The sequence below is a fragment of the Duganella violaceipulchra genome (genome assembly GCF_019166075.1).
Taxonomy (GTDB): domain Bacteria; phylum Pseudomonadota; class Gammaproteobacteria; order Burkholderiales; family Burkholderiaceae_D; genus Rugamonas; species Rugamonas violaceipulchra.
Genome location: NZ_JAHTGR010000004.1, coordinates 287,014 through 303,251 on the forward strand (window position 1 = coordinate 287,014; position 16,238 = coordinate 303,251).

At 68.7% G+C, this 16,238-nt stretch carries 14 protein-coding genes; 3 read left to right on the top strand and 11 right to left on the bottom strand.

Annotated features, from left to right (window positions below):
- Positions 1 to 4 precede the first annotated feature (4 nt).
- Positions 5 to 1,738 (top strand): methyl-accepting chemotaxis protein, encoded by a 1,734-nt coding sequence (locus tag KVP70_RS09795; protein ID WP_217941980.1) that lies wholly within the window; start codon positions 5 to 7, stop codon positions 1,736 to 1,738.
- 3 nt (positions 1,739 to 1,741) lie between these two features.
- Here the strand turns inward: KVP70_RS09795 and KVP70_RS09800 are convergent, their stop codons facing one another.
- The 6 genes from KVP70_RS09800 to KVP70_RS09825 form a co-directional block, all read right to left on the bottom strand.
- Entirely contained in the window at positions 1,742 to 2,986 is a 1,245-nt protein-coding gene (locus KVP70_RS09800; protein ID WP_217941981.1) for an anthrax toxin-like adenylyl cyclase domain-containing protein, read from the bottom strand.
- 87 nt (positions 2,987 to 3,073) lie between these two features.
- Positions 3,074 to 4,333 carry a radical SAM family heme chaperone HemW gene (hemW, locus tag KVP70_RS09805; RefSeq protein ID WP_217941982.1) on the bottom strand — a complete coding sequence of 420 codons (1,260 nt, stop codon included), beginning with the start codon at positions 4,331 to 4,333 and terminating at the stop codon, positions 3,074 to 3,076.
- The gene (gene rdgB, locus KVP70_RS09810) at positions 4,330 to 4,914 is read right to left on the bottom strand and encodes an RdgB/HAM1 family non-canonical purine NTP pyrophosphatase (RefSeq protein ID WP_217941983.1); all 585 of its coding nucleotides are present in this window, start codon (positions 4,912 to 4,914) and stop codon (positions 4,330 to 4,332) included. The genes hemW and rdgB overlap by 4 nt, the downstream gene beginning before the upstream one ends.
- A 292-nt stretch (positions 4,915 to 5,206) precedes the next feature.
- Positions 5,207 to 5,938, bottom strand: coding sequence for a ribonuclease PH (gene rph / locus KVP70_RS09815; RefSeq protein WP_217941984.1), 732 nt, complete (start codon positions 5,936 to 5,938; stop codon positions 5,207 to 5,209).
- 23 nt (positions 5,939 to 5,961) lie between these two features.
- On the bottom strand, positions 5,962 to 6,933 hold the full coding sequence (locus KVP70_RS09820) for a PP2C family protein-serine/threonine phosphatase (RefSeq protein WP_217941985.1): 972 nt from the start codon (positions 6,931 to 6,933) through the stop codon (positions 5,962 to 5,964).
- A gap of 19 nt (positions 6,934 to 6,952) precedes the next feature.
- Entirely contained in the window at positions 6,953 to 7,987 is a 1,035-nt protein-coding gene (locus tag KVP70_RS09825) for a serine/threonine protein kinase (protein ID WP_217941986.1), read from the bottom strand.
- Between the two features lie 88 nt (positions 7,988 to 8,075).
- Here KVP70_RS09825 and KVP70_RS09830 point away from each other — a divergent pair, with 88 nt between their 5' ends.
- Positions 8,076 to 8,966 (top strand): YicC/YloC family endoribonuclease, encoded by an 891-nt coding sequence (locus KVP70_RS09830; RefSeq protein ID WP_217942172.1) that lies wholly within the window; start codon positions 8,076 to 8,078, stop codon positions 8,964 to 8,966.
- A 259-nt stretch (positions 8,967 to 9,225) separates the two neighbouring features.
- Positions 9,226 to 10,611 carry an NCS2 family permease gene (locus KVP70_RS09835; protein ID WP_229224718.1) on the top strand — a complete coding sequence of 462 codons (1,386 nt, stop codon included), beginning with the start codon at positions 9,226 to 9,228 and terminating at the stop codon, positions 10,609 to 10,611.
- Between the two features lie 15 nt (positions 10,612 to 10,626).
- Here KVP70_RS09835 and KVP70_RS09840 read toward each other — a convergent pair whose 3' ends face one another.
- The 5 genes from KVP70_RS09840 to KVP70_RS09860 form a co-directional block, all read right to left on the bottom strand.
- Positions 10,627 to 10,914, bottom strand: coding sequence for a putative quinol monooxygenase (locus tag KVP70_RS09840; RefSeq protein WP_217941987.1), 288 nt, complete (start codon positions 10,912 to 10,914; stop codon positions 10,627 to 10,629).
- Between the two features lie 64 nt (positions 10,915 to 10,978).
- A complete protein-coding gene (locus KVP70_RS09845) occupies positions 10,979 to 11,347 on the bottom strand; it encodes a response regulator (RefSeq protein ID WP_217941988.1) in 369 nt (122 codons plus the stop codon).
- A 28-nt stretch (positions 11,348 to 11,375) separates the two neighbouring features.
- On the bottom strand, positions 11,376 to 12,824 hold the full coding sequence (locus KVP70_RS09850) for an ATP-binding response regulator (protein WP_217941989.1): 1,449 nt from the start codon (positions 12,822 to 12,824) through the stop codon (positions 11,376 to 11,378).
- Complete coding sequence (gene cheB, locus KVP70_RS09855; protein ID WP_217941990.1) at positions 12,821 to 13,927, bottom strand: chemotaxis-specific protein-glutamate methyltransferase CheB; 1,107 nt, start codon at positions 13,925 to 13,927, stop codon at positions 12,821 to 12,823. Before cheB ends, KVP70_RS09850 begins: the two co-directional genes overlap by 4 nt.
- Positions 13,924 to 16,236: a hybrid sensor histidine kinase/response regulator gene (locus tag KVP70_RS09860; protein WP_217941991.1), complete on the bottom strand. Its 2,313-nt coding sequence runs from the start codon at positions 16,234 to 16,236 to the stop codon at positions 13,924 to 13,926. The genes cheB and KVP70_RS09860 overlap by 4 nt, the downstream gene beginning before the upstream one ends.
- Between the last annotated feature and the right edge of the window lie 2 nt (positions 16,237 to 16,238).

A 16,238-nucleotide genomic window follows, 5' to 3' on the forward strand; every position in this document is an offset into this window, starting at 1 on the left:
CATCATGAATCTACTGTCTCAACTGCGCATCGGCACCCGCCTCGCACTCGGTTTCGCCATCGTTCTGCTGCTCGCCGTCTGCGCCACCTCGGTGGCGCTGTACAACGCCCGCGTCAACGCCGAGGCCACCCGCCGCATGATGGAACAGCCGCTGGCCAAGGAACGCCTGGCCTCCGACTGGTACGTGCTGATCTACTCGGCCGTGGCGCGCACCGCGCTGATCGCCCGCAGCAGCGACGACAGCCTGTCGACCACCTTCGCCGACGTCATCGCCGACAGCAGCAAGAAGGGCGGCGAGCTGATCGGCAAGCTCAAGGAGCTGATGGCCAGCGACGAGGAAAAGGCCGTGTTCGAGGCCTCCGGCGCGCTGCGCGCCACCTACCAGAAGGCCAAGACCGACATCATGAACGCCAAGAAGGCCGGCGACGCCGAGCAGGCCGAAAAGCTGTACAGGGAGGTCTTCATGCCGTCGTCCACCGCCTACCAGGGCAAGGTGCAAGCACTGCTGACCCTGCAGCGCAAGGCGATCGACGACACCGCCCACGCGATCGACGCCGCCAACGACCGCAGCAACATGCTGCTGATGCTGCTGGCGGTGCTGATGGTGGGCATCGGCTCGCTGGCGGCGTGGGTGATCTCGCGCTCGATCACGCTGCCCCTGAAGTCGGCGCTGGAGATCGCCTCCACCGTGGCCAACGGCGACCTCACCACCCGCTTCGACGACCAGACCAGCCCGTGCGAGATCGGCGACCTGATGACCGCGCTCAAGGGCATGAACGACGCGCTGCGCAATGTGGTGAGCCAGGTGCAGAGCGGCACCACCACCATCGCCACCGCGTCCAACCAGATCGCCGCCGGCAATATGGACCTGTCGCAGCGCACCGAGGAACAGGCCAGCTCGCTGGAGGAGACGGCGTCGTCGATGGAGGAGCTGACCAGCACCGTGCGCCAGAACGCCGAGAACGCCAAGCAGGCCAACCAGCTGGCGCAGGCGGCCTCCGACGTGGCCGAGCGCGGCGGCGCCATCGTCGGCCAGGTGGTCGACACCATGGGCTCGATCGACGCCTCGTCGCGCAAGATCGTCGACATCATTTCCGTGATCGACGGCATCGCCTTCCAGACCAACATCCTGGCGCTCAACGCCGCCGTCGAGGCGGCGCGCGCAGGCGAGCAGGGACGCGGCTTCGCGGTGGTGGCCTCGGAAGTGCGCAACCTGGCCCAGCGCAGCGCGGCGGCGGCCAAGGAGATCAAGGAGCTGATCGGCAATTCGGTCCAGCAGGTCGACCTCGGCGCCAAGCTGGTGCAGCAGGCCGGCGCCACCATGGGCGACGTGGTGGCCAGCGTGCGCCGCGTGACCGACATCATGGGCGAGATCACCTCGGCCAGCAGCGAGCAAAGCATCGGCATCGACCAGGTCAACACCGCCATCACGCAGATGGACCAGGTGACCCAGCAGAACGCCGCGCTGGTGGAGCAAGCGGCGGCGGCCGCGGCCAGCATGCAGGAGCAGGCGGCGCGGCTGGCCGAGGTGGCGGCTTCGTTCAAGCTGGGCGAGGAGGCAGCGCGGCCGGCGCTGGCGGCGCCGGTGCGGGCCAAGGCGGCGCTGCCGGCGGCCCGCGCTGCCGCCACCTCCGCCCGTCCGGCCCTGCGCCAGGCGGCGCCGGCCAGGCCGGCCGCCAAGCTGAGCGCCAGCAAGCCGGCCACCGTCGGCGGCGACAAGGACTGGGAAGAGTTTTAAAGCCTAGACCGCCCGCATGGCGTCGCGGATCGACATGCCCCAGGCCGCGTTGCGGGGCAGAAAGTAGCCGGCGTCCTGCAGCAGTCCCGCATAGACGCGGAATTCGCGCATATTGAGCAGGGTCGCGACGTTGCCGTAGGCGGCGATGGCGGGGCTGCGGATGCCGGCCGCGTCGGGCTGGAACACGGTCAGCGGGAAGCCGTCGTTGTCGTTTTCCATGTCGGCCATGGTCAGCGCGCCGAACGCCACGTGGCGGTGCGACTCGGCGTTGTGGTGCACGCGGCGGAAGGCGCCGTTGCCGTTGACCATACGGCCGTTGAGCAGGTTGATGCAGCGCAGGATGCGCGGCGTGACGTTGCCCATGTCGTAGTGCTCCTCGTTGCCGAAGCCGTGCGGCGCCTGCCAGCCCTGCGGGCGCGGACGGCCGGTGCTGCTCTCCATGGTGAGCACCTTGTCGAGGTTGGTGCCGCGTTCGAACACCTGGCCCAGGCGCGGCGCCATGCCGTTCATCACCAGCCCCGGCTTGGCGATCTGCGCCGAGCTGGTGCTGCCGTAGTCGCTCCAGCGCGGGCACACCGCCATCAGGTCGTAGTCGCCGGTCATCGGCCGGTTGTTGGCGCCGGCTTCGGACGAGCACATCACCTCCAGCGGCAGCAACAATCGCGAGGCCATGGCGTGCGCGTTGTTGCCGCTGGCGATGGTGTAGACATGGATCTGGTAGACCGCCTCGCCCGCCGTCGGGCCGGCGCGCTGCCAGCGCGCCAGGAATTCGAACAGATGGCCGTCGCCGGAGCGCTGCGCCAGCAGCGAGTAGTCGCGGGTGCCGGGCACGGCCTCCATGAACTGCACGGCGGTGCGCGGCGGCATTTCCTCGGCCAGCAGCATCTGCAGGGTCAGCTGATCCAGCGTCAGCTCCAGCACGCGGGCGCTGGCGAAGCGGTCGTTGATGCCCTTCTGGTTGGCGCGCGTGCCCTTCTGCGCCTTGCCCTGGTCGTGGCCGACCTTGCTGTAGGTGCCGTCGTACGGCACGAAGCCGGCCTGCGGCCCCCAGTCCGAGCTCTTGCCCTTGACGTGGAAATTCTTGCTGGGATAGCCGTCCTCCAGCCAGCGCCGCGACCACGGCCCGGTGGAACGGAAGATGATGACCTCGTCGAGCTCGTTGGCCACCCGCTGGCTGGCGATCATGTCGAGCCGGGTCATGCCGTTTTCCGGATCGTCAAACGAGGGCGCTAAACCAAAAATGGGCATGGCTGCTCCCGGCTGGATAGGGGTTTCCAGTATCCAAGCCCGCCCATCCGGCGTCAAGAAAAATGGCTAAAAATGCCAGCTTTTTTGTCAGCCGTTGAGGAACATCTGTTGCAAATCGTTGAGGAAGCGCTGGCCCAGCTCGGTCGGCTTGATCAGCTTGTGGTCGCGGTAGAGCAGGCCCTTGGCTTCGGCCGCGTTGAGGTTTTTCTCGATCGCGTTCAGGCTCAGGCCGGTGCGCTCGGCGAACAGCTTGGGATCGAAGCCGCCGTGCAGGCGCAAGGTGTTGAGCATGAACTCGAAGCCCATGTCGGCGCGGCCGATCTCGTACTCCTCCTGCACCGGCGCGCCCAGGCGCACCTGCTCCATGTAGGCCTTGGGCTGCTTGTAGCGGGCCTGGCGCAGGATGCGGTGCGGGAACGACAGCTTGGAATGCGCGCCGGCGCCGATGCCCAGGTAGTCGCCGAACTCCCAGTAGTTCAGGTTGTGGCGGGCGCGGTGGCCCTGCCTGGCGTAGGCCGACACTTCGTACTGGCCGTAGCCGTTGGCGGCGGTCAGCTCGGCGATCAGGTCCTGCATGTCGGCGCTGGCGTCGTCGTCCGGCAGCGCCGGCGGGTACTTGGCGAACAGCGTGTTCGGCTCCATCGTCAGGTGGTACAGCGACAGGTGCGGCGGATTGAAAGCCATCGCGCTCTCGACGTCGTGGCGCGCCTCCTCCAGCGTCTGCGACGGCAGCGCGTACATCAGGTCGAGGTTGAAGTTGTCGAAGTTGGCCAGCGCGATCTCCACCGCGCGCTTGGCTTCGTTGTCGTCGTGGATACGGCCCAGCGCCTTCAGGTGGCGGCTGTTGAAGCTCTGGATGCCGATCGACAGGCGGTTGATGCCGCTGGCGCGGTAGGACTTGAACTTCTCGGCCTCGAAGGTGCCGGGGTTGGCCTCCATCGTGATCTCGCAGTCGCTGTCGAGCGGCAGCAGGGTGCGCACGTCCGACAGCAGCCGGTCCAGCCCCGCCGCCGACATCAGGCTGGGCGTACCGCCGCCGATGAAGATGGTGTAGATCTTGCGGCCCCAGATCAGCGGCAGCGCCATTTCCAGGTCGCTGCGCAGCGCGTCCAGGTATTCCTGCTCGGGGAAGGTCTGGCCGTCCTTGGCCTCGTGCGAGTTGAAGTCGCAGTAGGGGCACTTCTTCACGCACCACGGGAAGTGGATGTACAGCGACAGCGGCGGCAGCGCCTGCAGGTTCAGCGACCCGGCCTGCAGATACTTGGCGGCGACGCCGGCCGCTTCGCTGATGTCGGTGGCCGGCTTGGCTGCCTTGCTGGTGGCGCCGACGATTTTAATCGGGATCATTTCAGCTTCTCTACCAGTGCGCGCAGGGCCTGGCCGCGGTGCGACAGGGCGTTCTTTTGGTCGGCCGTCAGTTCGGCGGCGCATTTGCCCAGCGCCGGGATGTAGAAGTGCGGGTCGTAACCGAAGCCGCCGTCGCCGCGCGGGGTGGCGATCATTTCGCCGTTCCAGCGGCCGTCGGCGATCACCGGCTGCGGGTCGTCGGCGTGGCGCACGAACACCAGCACGCAGTAGTAGTAGGCCGACTTGTCGGCGTGGGCGGCCAGGTCGGCGATCATTTTCTCGTTGTTGCGGGCGTCCGACTTCGGCTCGCCGGCGAAGCGCGCCGAGTACACGCCGGGCGCGCCGCCCAGCGCGTTGACGCAGACACCGGAATCGTCGGCCAGCGCCGGCAAGCCGGTCAGGCGCGCGGCGTGGCGGGCTTTCTGCAGGGCGTTTTCAACGAAGGTGTGGAACGGCTCGTCCGCTTCCGGGACATCGTACTCGCCCTGGGCGTGGACGGAAAAGCCCACGATGGACAGCAGTTCGTTGAATTCTTTGAGTTTGCCGGCGTTGTTCGAGGCGAGGATCAGGCGTTGGGTCATGATGTGGGCAGCGTGTGGCGGTGAAGCCGACATTGTAAACCCTTTGGGGGCTGCCCCGCCGGAAGCCGGGCGGACGCGGCGGGACGAGGGTGGGCGTGCCGGGACGCGCGCGCGCTCCTTCTGAAAAACGATACTGAATCGCCCCTCTGATTCCATCTATTTTTGTCCGGTTTTCGCTTTGTGCGGGCGCAGCATCAAAAATAGAGAGAAACAGAAGCGGGGAGCGCCAACCCGCATGGCGAAATAGCATGCTCCGGCGAAGGAGGCGCGCCGGCCTCCCCCACCCCGTGTCCTAAGCCAGGCCCAGCGCCTGTTTTTGCAGCTTGATCAGGTCGGCGATGCCGCCCTGGGCCAGGTCCAGCAGGCGGTTCATGCCGGCGCGGTCGAAGGCCGCGCCTTCGGCCGTGCCCTGCACCTCGATGAAGTGGCCGGCGTCGTTCATCACCACGTTCATGTCGGTGTCGCAGCCGGAATCCTCGACGTAGTCCAGGTCCAGCACCGGCATGCCCTGGTAGACGCCGACCGAGATCGCCGCCACGAAGCTTTTCAGCGGCATCGCCGGCACCGCGCCGCGCGCCACCAGCTTGGAGAAGGCGTCATGCGCCGCCACCATGGCGCCGGTGATGGACGCGGTGCGGGTGCCGCCGTCGGCCTGGATCACGTCGCAATCGAGGTGCAGCGTGCGTTCGCCGAACGCCTCCAGGTCGAACGCCGCGCGCAGCGAACGGCCGATCAGGCGCTGGATCTCCTGGGTGCGGCCGGACTGCTTGCCGCGCGCAGCCTCGCGGTCCATGCGGGTGTGGGTCGAGCGCGGCAGCATGCCGTATTCGGCGGTCATCCAGCCCTGGCCCTTGCCCTTCAGGAAGCCCGGCACCTTGTCCTCGATGCTGGCGGTGCAGATCACCTTGGTGTCGCCGCACTCGATCAGCACCGAGCCTTCGGCGTGCCTGGTGTAGTCGCGGGTCAGGCGCAGGGTGCGCAGCGCATCGACGGCGCGGCCGCTCGGACGGGATTCAAATGCCATAAACAGTCTTCCTTTTTTCAATGTTATTTTAATATTTGGGTCGATTTTTCGATGGCGCCGCGGATCTCGGCGATGGCCTTCTCGATTTCATCGTCGTCGAAGGCGTCCGCTTGCGGCGCCGGCGCGGGGGCCTGCTCCGGCACCGGCGCGCTGTTGATCGTGGTGCTGTGCAGGTTCTGCGGCAGGGCTTCGGTCGAGATCACGGTCGACAGGTCGGCCGCCGCCAGCGTGCTGGCGCCCATGCCGTCGATCAGGGAGCTGCCCTGCCACATGATGGCCAGCGCCGTGACGTTGTCGCTGGCGCTGCCCGCCGCGCCCAGCGCCGCCTGCAACAGGTCCGGCACCGCGCGCACCACGGTCTGGCTGCGCAGGCGCCGCACCAGTTCGTCGTCCGGCAGCATAGACCACAAGCCGTCCGAGCACAACAGCATCAAGTCGCCCGGCAGCATGCCGGCGCCGCCGGAGATTTCCACCTTCGGCAGGCTGTCCGCGCCCAGGCAGTTGTACAGCTTGTTGCGGTCGGGATGGGTGGCGCGCTCGGACGGCTGCGCCAGGCCCTTGGCGATCAGGCTTTCCACATGCGAGTGGTCGCGCGTGCGCGCCAGGATCTGGCCGTCGCGCATCCAGTACAGGCGCGAGTCGCCGCAGTGCGCCCAGGTCGCCGTGTTGTGCTGGATCAGGCAGGCGACGATGGTGGTGCGCGGCGTTTCCGGCAGGTCGTGCTCGGCGCGGTAGCGGTGGATGTCGCGGTGCGCGGCCAGCAGCGCTTCCTCGAGGAAGCGTTGCGGCTTTTTCACATACGGCGTGGCCTGCTGCTGGAACAGCGACGAGATGGTTTGCAGCGCCACGGTGGCGGCGATCTCGCCGCGCAGGTGGCCGCCCATGCCGTCGGCCAGCACCAGCAGCAGCGCGTCGCGGGTGAAGCTGTAGCCCATGCGGTCCTGGTTGACCTTGCGGCCGCCGATGTGGCTTTCCTGATACACGGAGAATTGCATGGTTCAGCCTTTAGTCGAATTAGATCAGCGTGTCGGGGCCGGTTTTGGCCTTGGGCACGCCCTTGGGCACGCCCTTGGGCTTGCCCAGGCCGCCCAACCGGTCCACCAGCGTGCGCAGGCCCAGTTTGTCGATCACGCCCTGCGGCGGCGGCGCGGCGACCGGCACCGGGGCCGGCGCCGCCTGCAGCACCTTGTGCAAGGCGAACAGGCTTTGCGGGCGTTCCAGCGGGTCCAGCTCCAGGCACCAGCGCACCATCTTCACCAGTTCCGGCGTGTACAAGCCTTCCAGCTGGTCGAAATGGCCGGCCATCTTATCCTCGCTCTTGCGCTGGTCGGCCGGCTGCGGCGGCGATCCCACCATGCAGGCGAACATCGAGGCGCCGATGCTGTACACATCCGACCACGGCCCCAGGCCGCCGGTCTTGGAATACAGCTCGGGCGGGGCGAAGCCCGGCGTGTACATCGGCGTCAGGGTCGGCATATCGTTGTTGACGGTCTGGCGGGCGGCGCCAAAGTCCAGCAACATCGGCGTGCCGTCGGTGCGCAGGTAGATATTGGCAGGTTTCAGGTCCAGGTGCAGCAGCTTGTTGGCGTGCACCTCGCGCAGGCCCTTGAGCACTTGCAGGAAGATAGTGCGGATGAAGGCCTCGCCCACCTTGCTGCCCTTGGCGCGCTGCCTTTGTATATGTTCTTGCAAGGAATGGCCGGATTCATAGGCCATCACCATGTAAACGGTTTCGTTGGCGCGGAAGAAATTGAGCACGCTTACAACATTCGGATGGGAGATGCGGGCCAGCGCCCTGCCCTCCTCGAAGAAGCACTTGAGGCCGATGCGGAACACGGGCAGATGCGCCTTGGAGATGGTCGGCACCAGTTCGCCCTCCTGCCGCAGGGCCAAAGAACTGGGTAAATACTCCTTGATCGCCACCGCCACGCCGTCGCCGTCGTACGCCAGGTAAACAATACTGAACCCACCGGACGCAATTTTCTTTACAATGCGATATCCAGCAATTTCCAGACCATCGGGTAACGGGGCGTTGTTTTGTGCAGCCATAGAGTTCCTCGCCTCAACAACCGGATTGTGTGGATAAATCACTGTTTTGTAAAGATTAAATCGGGGACATCCATTGAGCATTTCCAGTATGACGGGCTACGCGGTCGCCACCAGTGAAAGTGCGGCGGGAACACTGACTATCGAAATCAAGAGTGTCAACTCGCGATTTCTTGACCTTCAGTTTCGAATAAACGACGATTTACGAGCGCTTGAACCCGATTTGCGCTCGGCGATCATGGCGGCCATCACCCGCGGCAAGGTCGAATTGCGGCTGAGCTTTGGCCGCAAGGCGGCGAGCACCGGCTCGCAGGCGCTGAACCTGCCGCTATTGACCGAATTGCAACGCATGCAGACCGAGGTCAGCGGCCATTTCCCGGCCGCCGCCATCATGTCGGTGGCCGAGCTGCTGCGCTGGCCCGGCGTGATCGAGGAAGCCCAGATCGGCCAGGAGTCGCTGCAGGCCGACGTCGCCGCGCTGACCGCGCGCACCGTGCAAGCCTTCGTCCACAGCCGCCAGCGCGAGGGCGCGGCGCTGGAAACCATGCTGACCTCGCGCATCGAAGCGATGGAAGTGATCGTCAAGCGCATCACGCCGCTGATCCCGCAGGTGGTGGCGGCGTTCCAGCAAAAGGCCATCGAGCGCATGCAGGACGCGCTGGGCCTGGCCTGCCAGGGCTCCAATTCGGCGCTGTCGCGCCAGGACGCGCTCGAGCGCATCCGCCAGGAAGTGATCCTGTACGGCATCCGCATCGACGTCGCCGAAGAGCTGGGCCGGCTGTCGGCCCACCTGAGCGAGACCCGTCACATCCTGAAAAAAGGCGGCCAGGTCGGCAAGCGCCTGGACTTCATGATGCAGGAGCTGAACCGCGAAGCCAACACGCTCGGCGCCAAGGCCTCGGTCAAGGAACTGGCCGACGCCTCGATGGAACTCAAGCTGCTCATCGAACAGATGCGCGAACAGGTGCAGAACCTGGAGTAATCCTGTCCCTCCGCCGCCACACCGCACCAACTTGCTGCACAGGGCGCGCCGTGGCGGCCGCCCGCCCCACCACCCTCCTCATAGGGGATTCCCCATCCCCCGCAATTGCAATACGCGTACGGCTATGACAGGTATCGACGGCCGCCGTGCAGCGCCAGCCCGCTTTCCCCTAAGCTCTCCTTGCAATACACATAACGAGACACTGCCCAGGACGGCCGCAGCGGCCGCCTAGGCGGACAACAACAGGAGCAGCACCATCATGTCCCAAGCCCAGCCACAATTGCGCCCCGTGCGCGAGCCCGCCACGCCCGCCGTCCCCCTCAGCAAGCTCGACCAGTATTTCCAGATCACCGAACGCGGCAGCACCACCCGGCGCGAGGTGGTGGCCGGCGTCACCACCTTCCTGGCCATGGTGTATTCCGTGTTCGTCGTGCCCGGCATGCTGGGCGCGGCCGGCTTCGACGTCAGCGCGGTGTTCGTCGCGGTCTGCCTGACCGCCGCCGTCGGCTCGCTGCTGATGGGCGTGTGGGCCAGGCTGCCGATCGCGGTCGGCTGCGCCATCTCGCTGACCGCCTTCACCGCCTTCGGCCTGGTGCTGGGCAAGGGCCTGTCGCCGGCCGTCGCGCTGGGCGCGGTGTTCCTGATGGGCCTGGTGTTCACGGCGATCTCGGTCACCGGCGTGCGCTCGTGGATCCTGCAAAACCTGCCGGCCGGCGTGGCGCACGGCACCGGCGTGGGCATCGGCCTGTTCCTGCTGATGATCGCCTCGAGCGACGTCGGCCTGGTGGTCAAGAACGCCGGCGCCGGCCTGCCGGTCGCGCTGGGCAAGATCACCTCCTTCCCGGTCGTCATGAGCATGCTGGGCCTGGCCGCCATCTTCGGCCTGGAGCAGCGCAAGGTGCCCGGCGGCATCCTGCTGGTGGTGGTCGCGCTGTCGGCGCTGGGCCTGGCCTTTGATCCGGCCGTGCACTTCACCGGCGTGTTCGCCATGCCGCAACTGAGTTCGCCCGGCCACGCCTCGCTGATCGGCGCCATGGACATCCGCGGCGCGCTCAGCGTGGCGGTGCTGCCCAGCGTACTGGCGCTGGTGATGACCGCCGTGTTCGACGCCACCGGCACCATCCGCGCGGTGGCCGGCCAGGCCGGCCAGGTCGAGCCCAACGGCTACATCCGCAACGGCGGCAAGGCCCTGACGGCCGATTCGCTCAGCTCGATCTTCGCCGCGCTGGTCGGCGGCGCGCCGGCCGCGGCCTACATCGAATCGACGGTCGGCACCGCCGTCGGCGCCCGCACCGGCCTGACCGCCGCCGTGGTCGGCGTGCTGTTCCTCGGCCTGATCTTCTTCTCGCCGCTGGCCGGCCTGGTGCCGCAATACGCCACCGCGCCGGCGCTGATGTATGTCGGCCTGCTGATGCTGGGCAGCGTGGCCCACATGAAGATGGACGACAAGCTGGACGCGCTGTCGGGCCTGGTGTGCGCGGTGTTCATCCTGCTGACCTGCAACATCGTCACCGGCATCATGCTCGGCTTCTGCACCCTGGTGGTGGGCCGCCTGATCGCCGGCGAATGGCGCAAGCTCAACGTCGGCACGGTCGCCATCGCCATCGCGCTGGCCGTGTTCTACGCCGGCGGCTGGGCCATCTGATCCGCCCGCACGGTCTTACTGCATCGGGTTCAGCTTGAGGACCTGGATCTCCGCCAGGCCGTCGATGCTCTTGACCAGTTCCAGGAAATGCGGCGTGGCCAGGTGCAAGGCGTGCGCCTCGGCGTCGCGCCAGGCCTCGACGATGACGTAGCGGCCCGGCTGCTCCAGGTCATGGTGCGGGTCGTAGCGGATGCAGCCGGCTTCGGCGCGGGTCGGCGGCACGATGCGCTCCAGCGCGGCCTTGAGCACGGCTTGCTGGCCAGGTTTGGCGGTCAGGATGGCGATCACGGTCAGTTCTTGCATGGGGGGCTCCTCAATATGGTGAGCACCCAAGCTGGAGGCGATTGATAAAAAAACAAGGCCTGTCTCAGCCGCCGCCCAGCGCCGCCTCGACCAGGGCCACGAACTCGTCCACGCTGATCGGCTTGCTGATATAGCCGTCGCAGCCGGCGGCCCGGATGCGATCGGCGTCGCCCGCCATCGCGAAGCTGGTGAAGGCCAGCACCTTGATGGCGCCGGTGCGCGCATCGCCCTTCAGCGTGCCGGTCGCCTCCAGCCCGTCCATGCCCGGCAGCTGCACATCCATCAGGATCAGGTCCGGCAGCCGCTCGCGCGCCAGCCGCAGCGCGCTGTCGGCCTCGTCCGCCTGCAGCACCAGGTGTCCCGCGTGCTCCAGCAGAAAGGTCGCCAGCAGCATATTGGATGGATTGTCTTCAACGATCAGGATGGTTGCCATCGCGCCCAGCGGCTTGCCGCTGCCTCTCTCATGGTTGGGCGCCGCCGCACGGCAGCCACAGAATGAATTCCGAACCGGCGCCCGGCGTGCTGCGCACGGCCAGCGCGCCGCCGTGCAATTCCACCAGCTGCTTGACCAGCACCAGCCCCAGGCCGGTGCCCTCGTACAGGCGCGACAGCTTGCTGTCGAGCTGGACGAACTGGCGGAACAGCCGCGGCAGGTCGTCGGCGGCGATGCCGATGCCGCTGTCGCTGACGCTGATCTCCAGGTAACCGTCCGGGTCCGCCCTGAGCGCGGCGCCGCCGCCGACCAGCGCCATCGCCGCCGGCCGCGCCGGCCCCACCCGGCGCGCGCGCAGGGTCACGCTGCCGCCGTCGGGGGTGAACTTGACCGCGTTCGACAGCAGGTTCAGCACCACCTGGGTCAGCTTGCGGCGGTCGGCCGGCAGCGGCGCGTCCAGCGCCGCCTCCAGCTGCAGCGCGATGCGCTGGCGCTGCGCGCGCTCGCCCACCACCACCAGGCACTCGCCCAGCAGCGCCGCGATGTCCACCGGCGCCTGCTCCAGCTCCATCATGCCGGCCTCGATCTTCGACATGTCCAGCACGTCGTTGATCACCGCCAGCAGGTGCTTGCCGCTGAGCAGGATGTTGCCGGCGAATTCTTCCTGCTGCGCCGTCAACTTGCCGGCCATGCCGCTGCGCAGCACCTCGGAAAAGCCGTTGATGGCGTTGAGCGGCGTGCGCAGCTCGTGCGACATATTCGCCAGGAAGGCCGACTTCATGCGGTTGGCCTCGCCCAGCTCGAGGTTCTGGCGCGCGATCTCGCGGTTGGACGCCTCCAGCTCGGCGTTCTTGCGCTCGACCTCGCGGTTCGAGTGTTCCAGCTGGGCCGTGTGGCGGCGCAGCTGCAGGTTCAGGTCGTTGACCTGCTGCTCGCGCGACTGCAACTCGCCGTTGACCTGCACCGCCTGCTCATAGGTCGCCACCAGCAGGTCGAGGATTTGCTGGCGCTCCGAATGGATGGTGTGCTCGCGCCCGTTCAGGTAGAGCACGATGCCCTGTTCCGGGTCGGTCTGCTGGCGCAGCCGGCGGTTGGTCAGCACCTGCTCCAGCCGCGCCAGCAGATAGGCCGGCGCGTAGGGCTTGCGGATGAAATTGTCGGCGCCGCATTCGAGGCCGCGCACGATGTCTTCCGGATCGAACAGCGAGGTGATCAGCACCACCGGGACGGCGCGCCAGTCGGGGTTGGCCTTGACCGCCCGGCACAGCTGGTAGCCGTTCATCTCCGGCATCACGATGTCCGACAGCACCAGCTCCGGCAGGCGCTCGGCGATCGCCGTCAGCGCCAGCTTGCCGTTGGCCGCCGTGCGCACCAGGTAGCCCTGCCGTTCCAGCAGGTGGCGCAGGTGCTCGGCCTGGGTGCGGCTGTCCTCGACGATCAGGATGTCGGCGCCGCCTGGCGCCACGCTGGTGTTCATGGCGCCCCTGGCGTCAGGCTGTTGAGCAAGCCGGCGATCGCTTCCGGCGCCAGCACATGGCGCGCCGCGCCCAGCCGCACCGCCTCGCCCGGCATGCCGTTGACGATCGCGCTGTCCGGGTCCTGGGCGATGGTCAGCGCGCCGGCCTGCTGCATGGTCTTGAGTTCCTGCGCGCCGTCGCGCCCCATGCCGGTCAGCAGCACGCCGGCCGCGCGCGGCCCGAACGCCGCCGCCGAGCGGAACAGGCTGGCCACCGCCGGCCGCGCGCCATGCTCGGGCGGCGCGCTCGACAGGGCGATGCGCGCCACGCCGCCCTCCGCCCGCACCGTCATGTGGGCGTCGTCGGGCGCCAGGTAGACATGGCCGGCCCGCGCCAGCTCGCCATGTTCGGCGATGCGCACCGTGCCGCCGCAAGCGCGTCCCAGCCATTCGACCAGGCCGGCCACGAAGCCCGGCGAAATATGCTGGACCACCAGGATGGGCGCGGCGAACGGCTGTTTCAGCCGCGCCAGGATGGTGTGCAGCGCCAGCGGGCCGCCGGTCGAGGCGCCGATCGCCACCAGCCGCAGCTCGGCGCCGGCCGGCGGCGCCGGCGCCGCTGGCGCCGCCGATGCCGTGGATGCCGCGGCTGCCAATACGGCGCCGGCGCCCCAGCTCTCGCTGCGCCGCCAGCGCCGCACCACGCTGACCTCGGCCATCAGCTTGATGGTGCGCAGCAGCTCCTCGGTGATCTGCGCGTGTTCGGGATGGCCGGGGCCGGACGGCTTGGGCAGCACCGCCAGCGCGCCGGCCTCGAGCACGCGGAAGTTGTCCGCCACATCGTGCGCGACCGGACTGGCGGTGACCATCACGATGCGGGTCGGGCAAGTCTCCATGATCATCCGGGTGGCGGCGTAGCCGTCCAGCCGCGGCAGGTGGATGTCCATCGTGATGACGTCCGGCCGCAGCCGCGCCGCCGCCTCCACCGCCTGCTCGCCGTCGGCCACCACGCCGATCACCTCCAGCGCCGGATCGGAATTGAGCAGATAGGCCAGCAGCTCGCGCGCCACCGGCGAATCGTCCACCACCAGCACCCGGATCACGGGCGTGCGCGGGGCGTTCATCGCAGCAGCCTGCGCACGGTGGCCAGCAGATTGTTCTGCTCCAGCCCCTGCTTGGCGATGTAGGCGCTGGCGCCGACGTCGACGCCGCGCTCGCGGTGCTCGCGCGAGGCCAGCGAGGTCACCAGCACCACCGGCAGCCCGGCCAGCCGGCGGTCGGCGCGGATGCTGGCGGTCAGGTCGAAGCCGTCCATGCGCGGCATCTCGACGTCCGACACCACCAGGTCGTAGCCGCCGCCGCGCAGCACGCCCAGCGCGTCGACGCCGTCGACCGCCACCGTGACCCGGTAGCCGCCCACCTCCAGCATGTTCTTGAGCAGCGCGCGCGAGGTGATCGAATCCTCCACCACCAGCAGCTGCTGGCGCGCCGCCTGCGCCGCCGGCGCCGGCAGGGGCGCGCCGCCCACGCCCGCGCCGAGCGCCGACTTCAGCAGGTCGGCCACGTGCAGGATGGGCACCACCTGGCCCGCCCCCAGCACGGTGGCGCCGGCGATGTTGGGCACCCGCCGCAGCTGCGGCCCCAGGCCCTTGACCAGCACTTCCTGCTCGCCCAGCACCGCGTCCACCAGGCAGGCCATGCGGCGGCTGCCGCTGGTCAGCAGCGCCAGGGTCAGGTAGCCGGACGGCGCCGACGGCGCGGCCAGCCCCAGCACGCGCCACAGCTGCACCAGCGCCAGCACCTCGCCCTCCAGCAGCACGGTGGGATGGCCCTCGACGCTCTGCACCGATTCCGGCAGCACGCGGGCGACCCGCTCGACATTGCGCGAGGGCAGCACGAACTGGCGCCCGGCCGTCGTCACCAGCAGGCCGCGGAAGGTCGCCAGCGTGGCCGGCAGCACGATGCGAAAGCGCGTGCCGCCGCCCGGCGCCGCCTCGGCCGCCACGCTGCCGCCCAGCTTCTCGGTCTTCTCGCGCACGATCGCCAGCCCCAGGCCGCGCCCCGACAGGTCGGTCAGCATGGCGCTGGTCGACACGCCCGACTCGAACACCAGCGCCAGCATCTGCGCCGTGCTCAGCGCCGCGCCGGCCTCGGGCGCCAGCAGGCCGTCGCGCACCGCGCGCTCGCGCACCTGCAGCGGATCGATGCCGCGGCCGTCGTCGCTGACCAGCAGCTCGACCTTGTCGCCGTCGCGCGGCAGCACCTCGATCGCCAGCCGCGCCCGTTCCGGCTTGCCCGCCTGGCGGCGCTCGGCCGGCGTCTCGATGCCGTGGTCGATGGCGTTGCGCAGCAGGTGCACCAGCGGATCGCGCATCTGCTCGAGGATGCGGCGGTCGATCTCGATCGCCGCGCCGTCGATGCGCAGCTCGACCTCCTTGCCGCTGTCGCGGGCCAGGTCGCGCACCAGGCGCGGCGCCATCTCCAGCAGCGTCGAGAACGGCAGCATCAGGGTGCGCTTCATGTCTTCCAATAAATTGTCGACCATGCCGGCCAGCGCGCGCCGCTCCTGCCAGGCGCTGCGCTCGATCTGCACGAAACGCTCGCTGATGGACTTGGCCAGCAGCGCGTCGCGCTCGACCGCTTCCAGCAGGCGCTCCAGCGGCGGGCCCTTGCGGGTGGCGCCGGCCACGCCCGCGCCGTGGCGGCGCTCGCCCGCGCGGCCGATGGCGCGCGCCTCGCCGACGGTGCGGCTCCAGCGCTTGCGCCAGCCTTCCAGCTCGCCATGCAGCGCGCGCAGGTCGGCGGCCATGTGCTCGGCGCTGAACTTGAAGGCCAGCAGTTCCTCGGCCTGCAACAGCAGCGCGGTCAGCTTGGCGGTGGAGATGCGCACCGTCTGCTCCGGCTCGGGCGCGGCGCCCGGCATCGCGGCTGGGGTGGGCATCGGCGGCGCGGCGGCCCCCGGCGCCTTTGCCGACGCGGCCGGTGGCGGCGGCAAAGGCGCCGGCGCCGCGCCCGCGGGCGCGGCCAGGCCGTACTGCGCCGCCATCAAGGCGTGCAGCAGCCCGCCCAGCTCGTACTCGCCGCCATCGAGCAGCCCGCGCAGCACGTCGATGGTACGGTACAGCAGCTCGAACATCGGCGCCGGCGGCGCGCACTGCGCGCGCTTCAGCAAGGCCAGCACGCTCTCGAGCGCCTGGCACACGGCCTCGATGTCGGCCAGGTTGACCGCGCGCGCCGCGCCCTTGAGGCTGTGCACCTCGCGGAACAGCGTCTCCACCAGGCCGGCCGCGCGCGCCGGCTCATTCGGCTCATTCGGCGCATTCGGCCGCTCCAGCTCCAGCACCAGCGCCGACATCGCGCCCAGATGCTCGTCGGCCTCCAGCCGGAAGGTCGCGAGCAGGCGCTGCAAGAATCGTTCGTCGTCCGTGGCCATGC

Excerpts from the sequence above, each read along its gene's own strand:
- rdgB (WP_217941983.1), bottom strand. The coding sequence starts at position 4,914 with ATGACCCAACGCCTGATCCTCGCCTCGAACAACGCCGGCAAACTCAAA.
- KVP70_RS09850 (WP_217941989.1), bottom strand. The coding sequence starts at position 12,824 with ATGAACACCAGCGTGGCGCCAGGCGGCGCCGACATCCTGATCGTCGAG.
- KVP70_RS09845 (WP_217941988.1), bottom strand. The coding sequence starts at position 11,347 with ATGGCAACCATCCTGATCGTTGAAGACAATCCATCCAATATGCTGCTG.
- KVP70_RS09825 (WP_217941986.1), bottom strand. The coding sequence starts at position 7,987 with ATGGCTGCACAAAACAACGCCCCGTTACCCGATGGTCTGGAAATTGCT.
- KVP70_RS09820 (WP_217941985.1), bottom strand. The coding sequence starts at position 6,933 with ATGCAATTCTCCGTGTATCAGGAAAGCCACATCGGCGGCCGCAAGGTC.
- KVP70_RS09860 (WP_217941991.1), bottom strand. The coding sequence starts at position 16,236 with ATGGCCACGGACGACGAACGATTCTTGCAGCGCCTGCTCGCGACCTTC.
- KVP70_RS09795 (WP_217941980.1), top strand. The coding sequence starts at position 5 with ATGAATCTACTGTCTCAACTGCGCATCGGCACCCGCCTCGCACTCGGT.
- rph (WP_217941984.1), bottom strand. The coding sequence starts at position 5,938 with ATGGCATTTGAATCCCGTCCGAGCGGCCGCGCCGTCGATGCGCTGCGC.
- KVP70_RS09830 (WP_217942172.1), top strand. The coding sequence starts at position 8,076 with ATGACGGGCTACGCGGTCGCCACCAGTGAAAGTGCGGCGGGAACACTG.
- KVP70_RS09800 (WP_217941981.1), bottom strand. The coding sequence starts at position 2,986 with ATGCCCATTTTTGGTTTAGCGCCCTCGTTTGACGATCCGGAAAACGGC.
- hemW (WP_217941982.1), bottom strand. The coding sequence starts at position 4,333 with ATGATCCCGATTAAAATCGTCGGCGCCACCAGCAAGGCAGCCAAGCCG.
- KVP70_RS09840 (WP_217941987.1), bottom strand. The coding sequence starts at position 10,914 with ATGCAAGAACTGACCGTGATCGCCATCCTGACCGCCAAACCTGGCCAG.
- KVP70_RS09835 (WP_229224718.1), top strand. The coding sequence starts at position 9,226 with ATGTCCCAAGCCCAGCCACAATTGCGCCCCGTGCGCGAGCCCGCCACG.
- cheB (WP_217941990.1), bottom strand. The coding sequence starts at position 13,927 with ATGAACGCCCCGCGCACGCCCGTGATCCGGGTGCTGGTGGTGGACGAT.